Below are 17,482 nucleotides of genomic sequence, written 5' to 3' on the forward strand. Positions count from 1 at the left end.
TGTTGTCTCAGTGTGAGAAAGCCACTCGGTTCACGCGTCCGATTCCGACCCGCTTTCGACGAACTCGATTAGCTCCTCGGCCGGGACGAACCCGTCGGCACGGCGGTCGATAAGCTCCCCGTCGGCAAACAGCAGGAGCGTCGGGACGCTCCGGACGTCGAACGCGTCGACGGCATCGAGGTCGCGTTCGGGATTGAATACGACTACTGTCGCGTCGGTGGCCTTCGCGGCGATGTCGAGTATCGGCTCCATCGACTTGCAGATTGTACAGCCGCTTGTCCGAACCATCGCCAGTACGCGGTCGGCCGTCGCCAGCACGTCGTCGAGTTCGTCCCGCGTTTCGACCGTCCGAACGCCGTGTTCCGTTGTCGTGTCCATATCTTCGGTCGTGGTGTCCATACAGTCAGTACGTGCCACAGCGCGAAGAACCCCGCGACGGGTCACAGCCGCTCAGCCGCGGTTGCTGTGCGTGGCCGTCAGTCCTCGATCTCCCGCACGACCGACGCGGGGTTCCCCTGAACGACGACGCCAGCGGGAACGTCGTCAGTGACGACAGCGCCGGACCCGACGACGGCGTCGTCGCCGACAGTGACGCCCGGATTGATGACTGCCCGGCCGCCGACCCAGACGTTATCACCGATAGACACCGGCTTCCCGTACTCGACGCCGCTACGTCGTTCGGCCGGGGCAAGCGGGTGCGTCGCGGTGTAGATGTGGACGCCCGGCCCGAGCAGGCAGTCATCGCCGATATCGACCCGGCACACGTCCAGCACGACGCAGTCGAAGTTCGCGTAAAAGCCGTCGCCGACGTGGATGTTGTCGCCGTAGTCACACCGGAACGGCGGTTCGACGTGGCAGTCCGCGCCGACGGAGCCGAACAGCTCCTCGATGAATGTCTGTCTGGTGTCGGTATCCGACGGGTCAGTCCGGTTGTACTCCCGGGTGAGTTCGTTCGCCCGCTCGCGGGCGGCGACGAGTTCCGGGTCGCTCGCGTCGTAGCGCTCGCCCGCGAGCATCTTCTCCTTCTCAGAGGACATGGCGACCAGCCTCCGAAGTGTCACCCACTGCGTAGCGAGGGATACTCATAGTGGGCCGTCGGAGCGCCCTGATAAGAGGTGTTGGGGTCAACGATCCCGAACAATAACCCCCTCCTCAGGCCAGTTGAACAATCCACGCTGGGTGGGGCTTTCTGGCTGTTCGAAGTCTCACTCACGTACCGAAACAGTGCCCATACTGCTAGCCCGGAACGGATTTATAGTCGACCGTCGCCTACCATGGTTCGTGAACCGCACGGCAGCGCTCGACGCAGTCGTCTTCGGTGTCGACATCCAGAGCGGCGACGTGCGCGGTGACGCGCCGTCGTACGCGCTGGTGGTCTTCGACGGGGAATCAGTCGAGCGAGACGTGGTCTCGCGGCGGAAGCTCCGCCGGCGCATCGACGACGAGGAGCCGGCTATCGTCGCGACGGACAACATGTACGAACTCGCCGAGGACAAGGACGCCCTGATCCACGTCCTCGGGTCGCTCCCCGACGAGACGAAACTGGTGCAGGTGACCGGCGACGAGCGGCCGGAACCGCTCTCGCGGGTCGCCAAGCGCCACGGCGTCCCCTACGGCAAGGACCCGATGGAGGAAGCCGAAGCCGCAGCCAGACTGGCCGCTGCCAACGTCGGTCAGGAAGTGTCGGCGTTCACCGACACGACGGAGGTGAAGGTCTCGCGGGGCCGCTCGACCGGGAAAGGCGGGTGGTCCGAGGACCGCTACACGCGGCGCATCCACGGCGCAGTCCGGAAGCGCGCCCGTGAAATCGAGTCCGAACTCGATGCGGCCGGTCTGGAGTACGAACGGGACGTGACCGAGAAGTACGGCGGCTTCTCCAACGCCGTGTTTCAGGTGTCGGCCCGACCGCAGGAGATCCCCGTATCGAGAGCGCGTTCGGGCGATACGCGCGTCGAAATCGAGCGCCAGCGGCGGGACGGCATCGAGTTCAAGCCGCTGGCGAAGCGGCGCGACCACGTCGTCGTCGGCGTCGACCCCGGAACGACGACGGCCGTTGCCATCGTCTCTCTGGACGGCACTGTACTGGACGTGTACTCTTCGCGCACCGACGACGCCGCCGCGACGACGGAGTGGATCATCGAACGCGGGCGCCCCGTGGTCGTCGCCGCCGACGTGACGCCGATGCCCGAAACCGTCGAGAAGCTCCGGCGCTCGTTTAGCGCCGCGGGCTGGGAGCCCGACACGGACCTCCCGGTCGACGAGAAGAAACACCGGACCCGCGAGGAGGCCTACGACAACGACCACGAGCGGGACGCGATGGCCGCCGCGCTCTACGCCTTCGACCACCACGCCGACCAGTTCGAGCGCGTCGCGAGCAAGGTGCCGCCACAGCACGACGTGGGGCCGGTCATCGACCGCGTCGTCGCCGGCGAGGAGAGCGTCGAAACGGTGTTGCGGGACCTCGAAGACGACGACAGCGAGGACGAGGACGGCACGGCCCACGAACCGCGGGAACTCACCGACGACGAGAAGGAAATCAAGCGGCTGAACGCCCGCATCGAACGGCTCGAATCACACGTCGACGACCTCAAAGAGACGATCAAGCGCAAGGACGACCAGCTCGCCGAGAAGGACAAACAGCTGGAGAAGGCCCGCAGCGAGGGCCGGCGCGAAGTCAGGAAAGACCGCGAGGTGACGCGGCTACAGCGACGCAACGAGGCCCTCGAACGGAAAGTCGAGGAAGAGGAGGAAAAACGCGAGGCGCTTTCCGACAAGCTCGACCGGCTGAAGGCGCTGTGGAAGCTCGACCACTCGAACTTCGCCGACGTGTCGGAGAAACAGGAGGGACTGACCCCGGTCAAGGTGGTCGAGCAGTTCACCAGGGACGCCATCGCGGACGCCGACGAGCGGTTCGGCCTCGTCGAGGACGACATCATCATGTTCCGGGACGCCTCGGGCGCGGGCCGGTCGACGGCGCAGCAGTTGGCCGACATCGACCCGGAAATCGTCCTCCGGAACGGCAATCTCTCCGATATCGCCGATCAAGTGCTGTTCGACAACGACATCCCCGTCGCGCCGGCGGAGATGGTCACCGTGCAGGAAGTCGACGAACTGGCCGTCGCCCGCGAGGGCGAAATCGAGGCCGCAATCGAGGACTGGGAGGAACGCGCCGCCGACCGCCGGAAGGAACAGAACGCGGAGATGGTCGACCAGATCATCAGCGAACACCGGGCCGACCGGCCGACGAGCGAGAACTAAGCGCTGTGCGGGCTATCGACGGACAGTAGCTGTTTGGAACACCGTTCAGTGTCACTCGCTGAACCGCGGGCCGTCTGTACTGCGTGGTTATATTCATGGGGTGCCTCTCTCTCGCATGGATGACCAGTGTCGTGTTCTGGCGGCCGCACTCGAAACGCTCGGCGATGTCTTCTACGTCTACGACGCGGACGGCCGGCTTGCCTACTGGAACGCCCGACTGAACGAACTGTTCGGCCTGACGGACAGCGAACTGTCGGGAACGGACCCGACCGAGTTCTTCGTCGCTGACGACCGTCCAGCCGTTGAAGCAGCCATCGAGGAGGTGTTCGACTCGGGGCAAGCAACCGTCGAAGCGCGAGCCGAGACGACGGAGGGAGTGGTGACGTTCGAACTCAGCGGTCGGCTTCTCACGGCGGACGACGGCACAGTTCAGGGATTCAGCGGTGTGGGTCGCGATATCACTGACCGGCGTGAACGTGAGTGGCATCTCAAGCGACAGAACGAACGGCTCACCGAGTTCGCCGACCTCCTGGCACACGACCTCCGGACGCCGCTTGCCGTCACCAGCGGCCACCTCGAACTCGCAGCCCGGGAGCTGTCGCCTGATCGTATCGAAGCCGCCAGAGACGGGCTGGGACGGTTAGAAGCGATTATCGACGACATGCGGACCGCGACCAAGGAGGGGACGCTGGCGGCCGACAAGCGGACTATCAATATCGCCGACGTGGCGACGACGGCGTGGGCCCACGTCGAGACCGACAGCGCGGTGCTGGAACCGCCGCCGTCGGTACTGGTCGAGGCCGACGCAAAGCGACTACTTCGGCTGTTCGAGAACGTCTTCGCCAACGCCGTCACACACGGTCCGGAACCCGACGAACGCGCGTCTGGCGAGGAACGCGACGGTGACGCGACCGGCATAACAGTTCGTGTCGTGCCGACGCCCGACGGCTTCGCGGTCGAGGACGACGGTCGGGGGATCGATCCCGACGACCGGGAGCGGGTGTTCGAACCGGGCGCGTCACGGGCGGCTGACGGGACCGGCTTCGGCCTCTACATCGTCAGGACAATCGCCGAGGCCCACGGCTGGACAGTACGTGCCACAGCAGGAGAACACGGCGGCGCGCGGTTCGAGTTCGACGTCGATGCAGACACCGCCTGTTAGTCTCGCTCGCGTCAGGGCATACCGTCGCCGCCCATGCCGCCACCGCCCATGCCGCCGCCACCCATCCCGCCCATCCCGCCGCCGAGTCCGAACGCGCCGAGCAGGCTCGTGACGAGACCGTAGACGACCAGCCCGAGACCACCGACGACTAGGGCGATGCCGACGGCGACGATGGGTGCCTTCCACGCGACCAGACCGATGCCGGCGAGCAACACGACGATGCCGCCGATACCAACCGCACCGAGTTTATCCAACATACCCGTGTAGGCCAAGCGGGCGGACAAAAGCCCGTCGGTCAGTACTCGAACTCGGTGTCGACGTTCTGTGCCGCCGCGACCATCTCGGCGATAGTGTCCTGACGGCGCAGCAGCCGCATCGTGTCGCCCTCGACGTCGAAGGTTCCGTCCATCGCGGCGGCGGAGATGTCGAGGTCGCCCTGCAGCATCGTGACCCACTCGCTGTAGGGGCCACGGAACGCGAAGTCGTACTCGGGGTCTGCGACCGTTCCGGCGGCGGTACAGACACCGTCCTTGATCACAACGACGAACTGTATCGGTTCACCGGTGTAGGCGTTGTCGGCGCGGATTTCGAAACAGAATACAGCGGTGAAGTCGTCGGCGCTGTCGGCGAACTCGGACCGGTCGTTTATCCGGTCGCGCCACGCGGCAGCCCAGTCATCGGCCTCGGTCGGCAGCGTCACAGTCATTGGCAGGCGATATGCGAGGGGGGCTTTTCTGTGTTGTCCTCCGCCACTACGCCCGCGCCCGGCCGACGACCACGACGGCGGCGAGCAATAGACTGCCCCCGACCAGAAACCATGGGCCGACCCGCTCGCCGAGCAGGGCCGCGCCGAGCGCGGTCCCGACCAGTGGCTGGGCGACAAACAGCACCGAGACGGTGCCGGCATCGACGTATTCCAGCCCCTTGTACCGGAGGTACCACGCCGCCGCGGTGGCGAACACGCCGAGATATGCGACCGCGCCGAGTACTGCCGGGTCCGTCGGCAGCGAACTGATCGGGCGGCCAAGTAGCCACAGTTCGCCGGCCGACAGGACCGCGAGCATCGGCGTCGCCGTGACGGTGGCGTAGGTAGCGGTCTCCAGGGCCGAGAACCGCGCCACGAGCGGTTTGCCCCAGACGGTGTAGGCGGCCCACGCGACGCCAGCACCGAGCAGCGCGAGGACGCCCGCCGGGTCGAGCGTTCCGTCGAGACCGCTGTCCACGACGACGAGCACCGTGCCCGCGATTGCGAGGCCGACACCGATGGCTTTCGCACGGGTGAGTCGCTCGTCGACGACGACGGCGGCCAGCAAGAGTGCGGCGACCGGCGTTGCGACGGTGAGAAGCGACCCCTGGCTGGCGGTCGTCAGGTCGGTCCCGACGAACTGCGTGACGATGGTCGCGGTCACCAGCGCGCCGAGACCGACGAACCCACGCCAGTCGGCTCGGGTCGGCGAGCGAGTGGCCACCGTGGATTTGACGACGGCGACCAGTAGTACTGCCCCGATAGCGACGCGGAGAAACCCCAGCGTGACGGGCGGAATCGCCCCGAACCCCCACTTGCTGACGACGTACATGCCGCCCCAGAGGACCGCGGCCAGAAGCGGCGCAAGCACGCCAATCGTTCGGTCCAGCCGGCTCATCATATTCGGCCAGTCGCAACTGGGCGACAGGAGAGAGATGGCATCAGATGCATAGGTAGTGTGTCGTTGGTTCGAAACTGGAACGGTGGTGGTATCAGCGGCGCGATTCGCCGCCGAGATACAGCCGGGAGACTTCGGGGTCATCGAGCAGCGAGTCCGCCTCGCCCTCGAACTTGACCGTCCCCTGATCGAGGACGAACCCGCGGTCGGAGATGCCCAGCCCCTCCCGAGCGTTCTGTTCGACCATCAGAATAGACGTGCCCAGTTCGTTGACCGTCTCCACGTCGTCGAACACCTCCTTGGCGGTGTTCGGTGCCAGCCCGGCGCTTGGCTCGTCGATGAGCAACACGTCGGGTTCCATCACGAGCGCACGGGCGAAAGCCAACACCTGCCGCTGGCCGCCCGAGAGCGTCTTCGCGTTCGCGGTGCGCTTGTCGTCGAGGATGGGGAACCGGTCGTACAGTTCGGCCACGACCTCGTCGAGGCCGCCGTCGCGGGCGACCCCGCCCATCCGGAGGTTCTCGTCGATGGTCAGCGAGCCGAACACGTTCTCGGTCTGTGGGACGTAGCCGACGCCGATGCGGACGATGTCTTCCGGAGCCATCCCGCCGATTTCGCGGTCGCCGAGACGGACCGAGCCAGTCCAGGGCTCCAGCATCCCGAACACCGTCTTGAGGACGGTGGACTTGCCGGCTCCGTTCGGGCCGACGAGGCAGGCAATCTCCCCCTCGCCGAGCGTCAGCGAGAGGTCGTCGAGCACCTGGACCTCGCCGTAGCCGCTGTCGACGCCGTCGACAGTGAGGATCGGGTCGGTCATTCCGACGGCCCTCCCAGATAGGCGTCGATGACGCGCTCGTCGCTCCGGACCGCCTCGGGCGGCCCCTCGACAAGGACACTCCCCTGATTGAGGACGATAATCGGGTCGGCCAGCCGCATGATGAAGTTCATGTCGTGTTCGATGATGAGGAAGGTGATCCCCTCCTCGTTGAGTTCCTCGATGAACCCGGCCAGTTTGTCGGCCAGCACGGGGTTGACGCCGGCGACGGGCTCGTCGAGCAGGAGCAGGTCGGGTTCGGCCATCATCCCGCGGGCCAGTTCGACCAGTTTCATCTGCCCGCCCGAGAGGTCCGTCGCGGGCTGGGTGGCCAGGTCACCGATCTCGAACCGTTCGAGCATCTGTTGGGCCTGTTCCAGCGAGCGCCGTTCCTCCTGTTCGACGGTGTCAGGCGAGGTGAACAGCGGAATAATCGACTCCCCGGTCTGGTTGTGCGGTCCCACCAGCAGCGCCTCCCGGACGGTCATCCCCTCCGGTTTGCGCGGCGTCTGGAACGTCCGGATCATCCCCTGATCGGCGATCTGGTGAGGCTTCTGGCCGGTCACGTCGACACCGTTGACTGCGACGGAGCCCGCATCGGGCTCGTAGAAGCCCGACACGAGGTTGAACAGCGTCGATTTGCCGGCACCGTTCGGACCGATGAGGCCCGTTATGGTGCCGCGTTCGACCTCGATGGACGCGTCGTCCGTCGCCACGAGGCCGCCGAAGCGTTTCTCCAGGCCCTCGGCACGGAGGACGGGGTCCTCCTTCCCGAGAATCGGGCCGTCGGAGACGAGTGACTGCTCACTCATTGCGACCACCGCCCAGCGAGTCGGGCCAGATGAGTTCGCGCTCCGGCGGGAGAATCCCCTCCGGGCGGAGCCTGACGATAAAGATGATGAGCAGGCCGACCAGCATGAGCCGGAGCGGTGCCGCGCCGATGGGCAGCGCGCCGGTGTCGGTCATGAATCGGGTCCCCTGCTGGATAGCGACGATAGTGAACCCGCCCAGCATCGCACCGCGGTCGCTGCCGGTGCCGCCGAGGATGACGGCGACCCAGACGTAGAACGTCGTGATCGGCTGGAGGTCCTGCGGGCTGACGAACAACACGAGGTGGGAGTAGAACACGCCCGCGAGCGCCATGATGAGGCTCCCGATAACGAAGGCCTGCATCTTGAACGCGAACGTGTTCTTGCCCAGCGTCTCCGCGAGGTCCTCGTCGGTCCGGATGGTTCGCAGGACGCGGCCCCACGGCGACTGGTGGATGCGCCGGAGGAACAGGTAGACGGCCGCGACGATCACCGTGACCAGCACGACGTTCAGCGCGCTGGTGACGACCGACTGGCTCATGTAGAACAGCGGCGTCCCGCCCACGTAGAAGATGTAGGGGTACGTCAGGTCACCGAGCACGGGCCAGTCAGAGAAGAACAGCGGGATGCCGGTCAGCCCGGCGCTGCCCGCCGTCCACTGGGATTCGTTGAGGATGAAGATACGGACGACCTCCGCGAGCCCCAGCGACGCGATTGCGAGGTAGTCGTCGCGGAGTTTCAGCGTCGGATAGCCGATGATGACTGCGAGCACCGCGGCGAGACCGAGACCGCCGAACAGCGCGACAATGGGGCTGACACCGCCGGATATCGGCGAGCCGGACGCCGTCAGCAACGCGGTCCCGTACGCGCCGAGGCCGAAGAAGGCCGCGACGCTGAAGTTGATCATGCCACCGTACCCCCACTGGACGTTCAGCCCCATCGAGAGGAGCATATACATCGCCGACAGCCCGACGAGATACAGCAGGTACGCCGGGGCGAGGAAGCCGGTGATGACCGCAAGGAGCAAGAGCGCGGCGAGCGCGCCGAGCAGCCCCGCGACGCCTTTCTCCCGGGGCGAATACCCACCGACATCGAGCGTGCTCATGTCATATCACCCGCGATGCCGCGGGGCCTGACAAGCAGGACTGCGACCATGATGACGAACGCGACAGCCGGCGCGTAGGCGTTGCTGATCGGGAGGCCGATATCACCGAGCAGCGGCGTCAGTTCGTGGAGCATCCCGATGAGCAGCCCGCCGAGCATCGCACCGTACACCGAGCCGATGCCGCCGAGGATGACCGCGGCGAACACGACCAGCAGGATGTTGAAGCCGATGCGCGGGTCGAGCTGGCTGTACAGCGCGAGGAAGACGCCACCGGCGGCAGCCAGGGCGCTGCCGACGACCCACATGACGAGGATGACGCGGTCGGTTCGAATGCCGCTCACGCGTGCGAGGTCGGGGTTGTCGGCCGTCGCACGCATCTTCCGGCCCAGCGTCGTCCGCTGGAGCAAGAGGTGCAGAGCGACGACGAGTACCGCCGCGCTGACGATGATTGCGACGTCGCGCTGTGTCACTGCGACGTCGAGCGTGTCCAGCAACACCGGAATCGGCCCGCTGCGGCGGATATCGTACTGCAGGAAGTCCGTCCCGAAAGACGCCTGTAGCACTGCGCGGTAGACGAACGCCACGCCGATGCTCGTGATGAGCAACCCAATCGAATCCGTATCGAGGGGCTTGTACACGAGAATATGGGTGAGGACAGCGACGACGGCCGCTAGCGCCATTCCGACTGCCAGGGCGATGAAGAACCCGATCGGGAGACCGAGAACGGTGCCGCCGAGACCGCCGAACACGCCGAACGCGACGAGTGCCCCGTAGGCACCCAGCGTCATCGTATCGCCGTGTGCGAAGTTCGCGAAGTCGGCGATGCTGTAGACCAGCGAGAGCCCGATACTCCCGAGGATGATGATACTACTGAAAACGAGCCCGTTTGCCAGGTACTGTAATATCTGCGCCATTGGTGAAAATGGGAAAGAGTCGTGGCCGCCTTAGCCCTCGATGAAGCCGGCGGATTCGTACGCGTGGTCAACGACCTCGAACACCTGTAGCAACCCGACAGGGTCGCCGTTCTCGTCGAGGTCGATCGGGCCGCTCACGCCGGTGTAGTCCACGTCCGACGGCGAGCCGCCGTTCGCCAGAATCTCGTGCGCGTCCGCGTACGTGGTCGCCTCCTCGCCCTCGGGACGGGTCACGTCCCGGACGACTTCACTGAGTGCCGCGCCCGTGAACTCGTCGGCGGCTTCGATAGCGAGTGCGCTGACGACCACCGCGTCGTAGGCGTACGCCGACCACGACGTTGGTTCCTCGCCGAAGCGCTCTTCGAACTCCGAGACGAACCCCTGGTAGTTCTCGGCGTCCTGTGGGACGCTCGGAACCACTGCTTTCATTCCATTGAGACTTCCCTCGGGAGCGGATTCGAGGACCTTCGGCCCTTTGACGCTGTCGCCGCCGTACCAGGCGGCCTGGTCGGTGACGCCCAGGTCGAACGCCTCCTGAGACATCGTCGCGAACTCCGGCTGGTAGGTGATGAACACCCACGCGTCGGCGTCGGTGTCAGCCATCGAGGAGATGGTACTGCTGTAGGAGGACTGCCCCTGGTCGTGGGGTTCGTTGTAGACGATCTCCCCGTCGAAGGCATCGACGAAGGCCTCGCCGACAGACTGCCCGTAATCGTTGTTAATCCAGGCCAGCGCGGCGGACTCGTTGTCGTCCTCGTCGAGGAGCGACGAAATTGCCTCCGCCTGTGCCTTGCCGGCCGGCGGCATCCGGAGCAGGTCCGGGAAGTTCGTCAGGTTCGGGCTGGTGCTGTTCTGACTGATCTGGACGACGTCCGTGTTCTGGACGACGCTCTCGTGGATGGCCGTGCTGACACCGCTCCCGACGGTCCCGATGAGCAGGGGGACCTCTTCCTGGTTGACCAGGGTCTGGGCCGCACTGACGCCACCCTGACTCGTGCTCTGGTCGTCTTGCTGTGAGATTGCCAGTTCGCCGCCGTTGACGCCGACCGAGTTGACGTCGTCGAGTGCGATTTCCTTCCCGCGCTGGTTCCGCTGCCCGAACGCGGACAGCGACCCGGAGAGGCTGTCGACCATCCCGATGGTGTAGGTTTCGGACCCGGAGTCCGTCGAGGTGTCCGTCGATGCACCGTCACCACCGTCGCCGTCACCTCCATCACCGTCCTCGGGAGCACCGCCGGAACAACCGGCGAGGCCGACGAGTCCGGCACTGGCAGCCGCTTTGATTACGCTTCGCCTGTCGATCGAGCGCTTGTCATGGTCGTTCATGGTATACTGATATCCTTTTTCGTAAGTCCCTGTATAACCCTGTCACCGTCCATGGTAGGCACCCTGTTCTGGACGGCGTACGGAAAGCCGTCAATTAATACTTCTGGAACGCCTTTCCCGCATAGAGTATCGCTACGGCTATGGAACGAACGGAGTTTATCACGGTAGATACGCATACGGGCGGAGAGCCGACGCGCATCGTACTCGACGGCATCGAGGCCGACACACTCGCCGGAGAGACCGTCCGGGAGAGACGCGACCGGTTCGCAGCCACAGCAGACGGCGTCCGAAAACTCCTCATGCAGGAGCCCCGTGGACACGCGGATATGTTCGGGGCGGTCCCGGTGCCCACCGACCGGGCCGACCTCGGGGTCTTCTTCATGGACACTGACGGCTATCTGGACATGTGTGGCCACGGCCTCATCGGGGTCGTGACCGCACTCGTCGAACGGGGTGAACTCCCCGAAACGCGGGAACTGACCGTCGAAACCCCGGCCGGGCTGGTCGACGTGACGGTCGAGATAGCTGACGGCGTCGTCCGCCGCGTCGCGTTCGAGAACGTCGACAGTTACGTCTGTGAGACGGTCTCCGTCGAACAGGACGGTGTCCCGGTCGAGGCTCGTATCGTCTATTCCGGGAACTACTTCGCCGTCGTCGACGCTGAGAGCCTGGGTGTCACGCTCGACGGCGAGGATGCCACGCAGTGTATCGAGCCCGCACTGGCACTCCGCCGAGCAGTCAACGACGTCGCACCCGAAGACCCGGTCACCGGTTCGTCAGTGACCGTCTCGGCAGTCGAACTCACCGCCGGAGGCGACAGCAGCCGGAGCTGTGTGGTGTTCGCCGACGGGTCTATCGACCGCTCTCCCTGTGGGACGGGGACGTGTGCGCGGTTGACGCTTCACCACGTCGACGGTGACCTCGCTGTTGGCGAGCGTGTCGAAGTGACCGGCCCGGTGGGGTCGGCGTTCGAGGGGTATATCAGCGAGACAAACGTCGACGGCGGTGTCACCGTGACCAGCCCGGTCGTTTCGGGTACAGCGCATATCACGGGCGAGCACACGTTTTACCGGGACGACGACGATACGCTCGGCAGTTTCACACTCACTTAATTTCAGGTCTTGAGAAGAGATTTTTTTGGTAGGGGGTGCGTTTAGGCCTATATAGTGGCGTAGTTTCGATAATGATTCCGCCGATAGCGAACAACTTCGTCGCCGGGGAGACAGCCCCGGGGGCGCTCGACCACGTCGCTTCGCTCAACGACGACGGCGTCAAGGGCATCCTAAATCTGTTAGGCGAACACTACGACGAGCGCCAGCCCGCCGACGAGGACGCAGACCAGTACATCGAGTTAGTCAAAGAAATTGACAGGAGCGGCCTCGACTGCGCTATCTCGGTCAAGCCCTCGCAGATCGGCCTCGACGTTGGCGACGACGTGTTCGTCGAGAACCTCGAACGGATCGTTGCGGCGGGCGACGACCACGGCGTCTTCGTCTGGGTCGACATGGAGGACTACACGACGACCGACGTGACCCTCGACGCGTACGAGCGACTCGTCACGGACCACGAGGGCGGCGTCGGCGTCTGTACGCAAGCGAACCTCAAGCGGACGCCCGAGGACCTCGAACGGCTCGCGCCTCTTCCCGGGAAGGTCCGGCTGGTCAAGGGGGCCTACTCCGAGCCGGAGAGTGTTTCCTACAAGAAAAAAGAGCGCGTCAACGAAGCCTACCGCGACTGTCTCGAACTGATGTTCGAGGAGTTCGATGGCGGCATCGGCGTCGGCAGCCACGATCCGGCGATGATAGACTACGCGAAGGACCTCCACGACGAGTACGGCACTGACTACGAGGTGCAGATGCTGATGGGCGTCCGCGACGACGCCCAGCGTGACCTCGCCGCGGAGGGCGTCCCGATGTGGCAGTACATCCCCTACGGCGACAAGTGGTTCTCCTACTTCTACCGGCGCGTCCGCGAGCGCAAGGAGAACGCGCTGTTCGCTGTCCGGGCCGTGCTGAGCTAGAGTAACTTCGACGGTGTACGGCCCTCCCCCTCGAAACAGGCAACCGGGTTCCCGTTCTCCCAGGGGTCGGGGTCCAGCGCGTCGGCCCCATCGAAATCGTTTCGCGTCGTTCTGGCCCGGACAACTCGCGTCGAACTGATATAGTACGTGACGTACTGGGTTATATAGTCGAAGTTCGTACCGGGGTGAATCGTCCCGGAACCGACGTACTGCAGTCGGACGACGGCCGAATTAGCGGGCCCCGAGGCGACCCAGAAATCCTGGACAGAGATGTCGAACTGGGTCAGGTAGCTGTCGGACTGGCCGTCAGTCGTCATGTCCCTGTTCGCTAGCATCTCGGCGTTCTGCCGGTAGGCCAGTTCGAACGCAGTGGCGTACTCCACCGCACCCTCGCCTGCCGGCTCCGATGGCGGCCGCCCGGGATACCCACGGGGAGCAAGCGCCCCCTTCCGGTCGACTGGCTCAGCCATCGGTCTCGAAGCGGCCGAGCAGGACACGTTCGGGGGCGTTTCCGGAATCTGGATCGCCCATCCAGTGGCCGGCGTCGGCGTCGCTGTGGCTGCCGGCGTCTCAGTTGAGTCAGCCCCGTCGAAAGCGAAACAACCAGCTGTGGAAAGCCCCGCCCCGATGGTGGTGAGAGCCTGCACGAAATGACGGCGTGTTATCCCCATGGCACACGTGGCAGTAGCGGCTCCGATGGTAAACGGTTTCAGGACATTCAAGAACGTATTTGAGCCATCCATCTGGTTGATGTGAAGGAGCACAGTTCCCAGTCCACCATGGTCAACTCGAAGGCTCTGCAACGAACCGTCACACGGTTCTACCAGAACCTCGACGGCCTCTCCGAGCAGAAACAGAACGGGAACAAGGTGGGGAAGCTCAAGTGGAAGTCACCTCGGGAGTTCCAGAGTATGACGTATTCGCAGTCCGGCTTCGAACTCAAAAACACGAGTGGCCGACACGCGATACTCTGGCTCTCCAAAATCGGAGACATCAAAATCCGCTACCACCGCAAAATCCCTGACGAAGCGGACATCAAAGAAGTCACGGTCAAAAAAGAGACGACCGGTGACTGGTTCGTCTCCTTCGGCCTCGAAACCGACGACGCTGCCCTGCCCGAGAAACCCGCGCTGGACGAGTTAGATTCAAGCAACAGCGTGGGTATCGACCTCGGAATCTTCAACTACGTCCACACCAGCGACGGCAAGACGGTGGATTGGCTCGACCTCGAAGACGAGTACGAGCGACTCCGCCGCGAGCAACGCAAGCTCTCACGGAAGCAGAAAGGGTCGAACAACTACGAGAAACAGCGTCGGGAAGTGGCGAAGGTCAAGCGTCACATTCGGCAGAAGGTGCTGGACTACCAGCACAAGATTACGACGTGGCTCGTCCGTGAGTACGACGCGGTGTTTGTCGAGGATTTGGACGTGAAGGGAATGTTGGAACAGTCGCACAACGCTCGCAACAAGCAGGACGCGGCGTGGCGACAGTTCATCACTCTCCTTGATTACAAGGCCGACCTGTACGGTTGTCACGTCGTGCAGGTCGAAGCGCGAGGCACCACCAAAGAATGTGCGTCGTGTGGTGTGGAGACAGCGAAGTCCATCTGGGTGCGTGAGCACTCCTGTCCGTCGTGCGGATTCGAGACGGACAGGGACGCGAACGCGGCGATGAACGTCTTGCAGAGAGGCTTTTCTGAACTAGGGCTGGGATGGCCCGAAGAGACGCCCGTGGAGACTGCGCTCCCTACGGACACACCTGACTTTCAGCGTGTGTCTGCAAAGCGCGTCGTGGAAACGGGAAGCCTCGGGGCTTGACCCCGAGGCGATTCACGCCACTCTCGCTGTGGCTACTGGTCCGGGTCGAGCAGTTTCGCTTCTGCTTTCCGGAGGTGTTCGAGCAGCGTCGTCTTCGAAACGCCGAGTTTCGACGCGAGTTCGCGCGTCGAGATGCCCCGCGGCCACGCGTAGTAGTCCTCCTGTCTGGCGAGTTCGAACGCCTCGCGCTGGCTGTCCGAGAGCCGGTCCATCCGCCGGAGTTGCTGCGGATTGCCGCCGCCGGCGGACGTGATTCGAGTCACTTCGATATCGGCCGACTGTTCCTCGCGGATTTCGTCGAGGAGCGACTCGGCCTCGTCGCGGGAGTCCGGGAAAAACACCGGCCAGTGTTCGCGACCGTGACGGACCCGAACCGGGTCGTTGTGGATGAACCCCCGCGAGAGGAGGCTGTCGCTGATGGTGTTGTCCGGGTCGTACTCGACGAACAGCTCGCGGGTCGTGTTCCCCGGCGACGAGCCCGTGCCAGTCGCGCCGTGGCGCTCGCGTAACTCCAGCACGGAGTCGGTCAACGACGAATCACGGGTCGCGTCGATGAGGTCCTCGACGTCGTTAATACTGTCTGCGTACGCCGTAAACAGGCCCTTCACGCTGCCGTTCTGCGTGTTGTACACGCCGTGAGCCAACAGGCCCGCCGCGGTCTGATCGGTGACTTCGAGGGTCCAGCAGTCAGGATGCCAGATGCTCAGGGTGAGCTGGAGTCCCCCGTGTTCTGATTGTGCTTCACTCATACTGGGCGCCCTCCGTATGAAGGGGTGCTAAAGACAGTCACGATATGGACGCAGATAAAGGTGCGGTTCATAAGGGGAACACCGACCATGGGAGATAATGCCGGATTGTAAATGGCATATCAGGCTACGACCGGCCCCCTGACCATGGACGGTGGAACATATTGGTGGGGGACGCGTACAGTACCTACCATGAGTACAGACGACTCACGGCGACACTACATCGACGGTGAATGGACGACAGGCACCGGCGACGAAACGTTCACAAGTCAGAACCCGGCCACGGGCGAGGCGCTCGCCTCGTTCCACCGCGGGACCGAAGACGACGTCGACCGCGCGCTAGCCGCGGCAGAGGACGCGTACGACGAGTGGCGCTCGCTCTCGCACATCGACCGCGCGGAGTACCTCTGGGACATCTACCACGAGCTGCGTGACCGCCACGAGGAACTCGGCGAAATCGTCACCATGGAGTGTGGCAAGGAGATCAGCGAAGGGCTGGCCGACGTGACCGAGTCCTGGCACATGGTCGAGTGGGCCGCCGGCAACGCCCGCCATCCACACGGCGACGTGGTACCGTCCGAAATCGCCAGCAAAGACGCCTACATGCGGCGTAAGCCGAAGGGCGTCGTCGGCTGTATCACCCCGTGGAACTTCCCGGTCGCCATCCCGTTCTGGCACCTCGCAGTGACGCTGGTCGAGGGCAACACCGTCGTCTGGAAGCCCGCCGAGCAGACGCCGTGGTGTGCCCACATCATCGCCGAGATGTTCGAGGACTCGGGCATCCCGGACGGCGTGTTCAACCTCGTGCAGGGCTACGGCGACGCCGGCAACGCCATCGTCGAGGACGACCGCGTCGAGACGGTCCTCTTTACCGGGAGCGCGGAAGTCGGCCACAAGATCGCCTCCAAGGTCGGCGGCGAACCCGGCAAGATCGCCGCTTGCGAGATGGGCGGAAAGAACGCCGTCATCGTCACGGAGGAAGCCGACCTCGACATCGCCGTCCACTCGGCCGTGATGTCCAGCTTCAAGACGACCGGCCAGCGCTGTGTCTCCTCGGAGCGGCTCATCGTCCACGAGGACCTCTACGACGAGTTCAAGGAGCGGTTCGTCGACATCGCCGCGGACATCGCCGTCGGCGACCCGCTGGAGGAAGACACCTTCATGGGGCCGCTCATCGAGGACGACCAGGTCGAGAAGTTCAAACGCTACAACGACCTCGCCCGCGAGGAGGGCGCAAATGTGCTCGTCGACCGCGCCGACCTCGGTGCCGAAGAGATTCCCGAGGGTCACGAGGAGGGCCACTGGGTCGGCCCGTTCGTCTACGAGATCGACTACGACGAGGACCTGCGCTGTATCAACGAGGAAGTGTTCGGGCCCCACGTCGCGCTGCTGGAATACTCCGGTGACTTCGACCGCGCACTGGAGATGCACAACAGTGTCGACTACGGCCTCGCCGGCGCCATCATCTCCGAGGACTACCGCCAGATCAACCAGTTCCGCGACGAAGCCGAAATCGGCCTCGCCTACGGCAACCTCCCGTGTATCGGCGCGGAGGTCCACCTGCCCTTCGGCGGCGTCAAGAAGTCCGGCAACGGCCTCCCGAGCGGCCGCGAGGTCATCGAGGCCGTCACCGAGCGCACCGCCTGGACGCTGAACAACTCCAAGGACATCGAGATGGCACAGGGGCTGTCGGCGGACATCATCACGGATGAGTAAGTCTGTCCAGCCGCCGGAGGTCGGCTCCGTCTGCCCGCGCTGTCGCGGGGAGACGACGACGGCGACCGGCATCGAGAGTTGCACCGACTGCTCGTGGGTCGGCTGTCTCGGCGCTGACTGACGCGACGACATCGCTTTTCCGTACGGCCCCA

General features: G+C 64.5%; 19 protein-coding genes. 7 read left to right on the forward strand and 12 right to left on the reverse strand.

Annotated features, from left to right (window positions below; genetic code table 11):
* Positions 1–30 precede the first annotated feature (30 nt).
* Both VI234_RS05030 and VI234_RS05035 read right to left on the reverse strand, forming a co-directional pair.
* On the reverse strand, positions 31–378 hold the full coding sequence (locus VI234_RS05030) for a thioredoxin family protein (RefSeq protein ID WP_049942774.1): 348 nt from the start codon (positions 376–378) through the stop codon (positions 31–33).
* Between the two features lie 98 nt (positions 379–476).
* The gene (locus tag VI234_RS05035) at positions 477–1,037 is read right to left on the reverse strand and encodes a sugar O-acetyltransferase (RefSeq protein WP_336329411.1); all 561 of its coding nucleotides are present in this window, start codon (positions 1,035–1,037) and stop codon (positions 477–479) included.
* Positions 1,038–1,281: 244 nt separating this feature from the next.
* Between VI234_RS05035 and VI234_RS05040 the strand changes: the two genes are divergently transcribed.
* The gene (locus VI234_RS05040) at positions 1,282–3,258 is read left to right on the forward strand and encodes a DUF460 domain-containing protein (protein WP_008307455.1); all 1,977 of its coding nucleotides are present in this window, start codon (positions 1,282–1,284) and stop codon (positions 3,256–3,258) included.
* A 115-nt stretch (positions 3,259–3,373) separates the two neighbouring features.
* Positions 3,374–4,420, forward strand: coding sequence for a sensor histidine kinase (locus VI234_RS05045; protein WP_336329412.1), 1,047 nt, complete (start codon positions 3,374–3,376; stop codon positions 4,418–4,420).
* A gap of 11 nt (positions 4,421–4,431) precedes the next feature.
* On the opposite strand, the gene VI234_RS05050 is transcribed toward VI234_RS05045, so the two are convergent.
* The 8 genes from VI234_RS05050 to VI234_RS05085 form a co-directional block, all read right to left on the reverse strand.
* A complete protein-coding gene (locus VI234_RS05050) occupies positions 4,432–4,677 on the reverse strand; it encodes a DUF7470 family protein (RefSeq protein ID WP_004590621.1) in 246 nt (81 codons plus the stop codon).
* Positions 4,678–4,715: 38 nt separating this feature from the next.
* Entirely contained in the window at positions 4,716–5,126 is a 411-nt protein-coding gene (locus VI234_RS05055; protein ID WP_008307451.1) for an SCP2 sterol-binding domain-containing protein, read from the reverse strand.
* Between the two features lie 46 nt (positions 5,127–5,172).
* Positions 5,173–6,066, reverse strand: coding sequence for a DMT family transporter (locus VI234_RS05060; protein WP_336329413.1), 894 nt, complete (start codon positions 6,064–6,066; stop codon positions 5,173–5,175).
* Positions 6,067–6,157: 91 nt separating this feature from the next.
* Complete coding sequence (locus tag VI234_RS05065; RefSeq protein WP_008307449.1) at positions 6,158–6,880, reverse strand: ABC transporter ATP-binding protein; 723 nt, start codon at positions 6,878–6,880, stop codon at positions 6,158–6,160.
* Complete coding sequence (locus VI234_RS05070) at positions 6,877–7,689, reverse strand: ABC transporter ATP-binding protein (protein WP_336329414.1); 813 nt, start codon at positions 7,687–7,689, stop codon at positions 6,877–6,879. Before VI234_RS05070 ends, VI234_RS05065 begins: the two co-directional genes overlap by 4 nt.
* Entirely contained in the window at positions 7,682–8,791 is a 1,110-nt protein-coding gene (locus VI234_RS05075; protein WP_336329415.1) for a branched-chain amino acid ABC transporter permease, read from the reverse strand. Before VI234_RS05075 ends, VI234_RS05070 begins: the two co-directional genes overlap by 8 nt.
* Positions 8,788–9,705, reverse strand: coding sequence for a branched-chain amino acid ABC transporter permease (locus VI234_RS05080; RefSeq protein ID WP_008307444.1), 918 nt, complete (start codon positions 9,703–9,705; stop codon positions 8,788–8,790). Before VI234_RS05080 ends, VI234_RS05075 begins: the two co-directional genes overlap by 4 nt.
* 30 nt (positions 9,706–9,735) lie before the next feature.
* A complete protein-coding gene (locus VI234_RS05085) occupies positions 9,736–11,031 on the reverse strand; it encodes an ABC transporter substrate-binding protein (protein ID WP_336329416.1) in 1,296 nt (431 codons plus the stop codon).
* Between the two features lie 140 nt (positions 11,032–11,171).
* Here VI234_RS05085 and VI234_RS05090 point away from each other — a divergent pair, with 140 nt between their 5' ends.
* On the forward strand, positions 11,172–12,143 hold the full coding sequence (locus tag VI234_RS05090) for a proline racemase family protein (RefSeq protein ID WP_336329417.1): 972 nt from the start codon (positions 11,172–11,174) through the stop codon (positions 12,141–12,143).
* Between the two features lie 71 nt (positions 12,144–12,214).
* Complete coding sequence (locus VI234_RS05095; RefSeq protein ID WP_008307440.1) at positions 12,215–13,051, forward strand: proline dehydrogenase family protein; 837 nt, start codon at positions 12,215–12,217, stop codon at positions 13,049–13,051.
* On the opposite strand, the gene VI234_RS05100 is transcribed toward VI234_RS05095, so the two are convergent.
* Complete coding sequence (locus VI234_RS05100; protein ID WP_049942766.1) at positions 13,048–13,521, reverse strand: hypothetical protein; 474 nt, start codon at positions 13,519–13,521, stop codon at positions 13,048–13,050. The genes VI234_RS05095 and VI234_RS05100 overlap by 4 nt on opposite strands.
* Before the next feature lie 309 nt (positions 13,522–13,830).
* Here VI234_RS05100 and VI234_RS05105 point away from each other — a divergent pair, with 309 nt between their 5' ends.
* Positions 13,831–14,868, forward strand: a complete 1,038-nt coding sequence (locus tag VI234_RS05105; protein ID WP_008307438.1) for an RNA-guided endonuclease InsQ/TnpB family protein — start codon at positions 13,831–13,833, stop codon at positions 14,866–14,868.
* Positions 14,869–14,900: 32 nt separating this feature from the next.
* On the opposite strand, the gene VI234_RS05110 is transcribed toward VI234_RS05105, so the two are convergent.
* Positions 14,901–15,617 carry a helix-turn-helix domain-containing protein gene (locus VI234_RS05110; RefSeq protein WP_008307437.1) on the reverse strand — a complete coding sequence of 239 codons (717 nt, stop codon included), beginning with the start codon at positions 15,615–15,617 and terminating at the stop codon, positions 14,901–14,903.
* Between the two features lie 189 nt (positions 15,618–15,806).
* On the opposite strand from VI234_RS05110, the gene VI234_RS05115 reads away from it, so the two are divergent.
* Positions 15,807–17,330 (forward strand): aldehyde dehydrogenase family protein, encoded by a 1,524-nt coding sequence (locus VI234_RS05115; protein ID WP_008307436.1) that lies wholly within the window; start codon positions 15,807–15,809, stop codon positions 17,328–17,330.
* A complete protein-coding gene (locus VI234_RS05120) occupies positions 17,323–17,451 on the forward strand; it encodes a hypothetical protein (RefSeq protein ID WP_275039401.1) in 129 nt (42 codons plus the stop codon). Before VI234_RS05115 ends, VI234_RS05120 begins: the two co-directional genes overlap by 8 nt.
* Positions 17,452–17,482: the final 31 nt, after the last annotated feature.

This window comes from Haloarcula sp. CGMCC 1.2071 (assembly GCF_037078445.1).
Lineage (GTDB): Archaea > Halobacteriota > Halobacteria > Halobacteriales > Haloarculaceae > Haloarcula > Haloarcula amylolytica.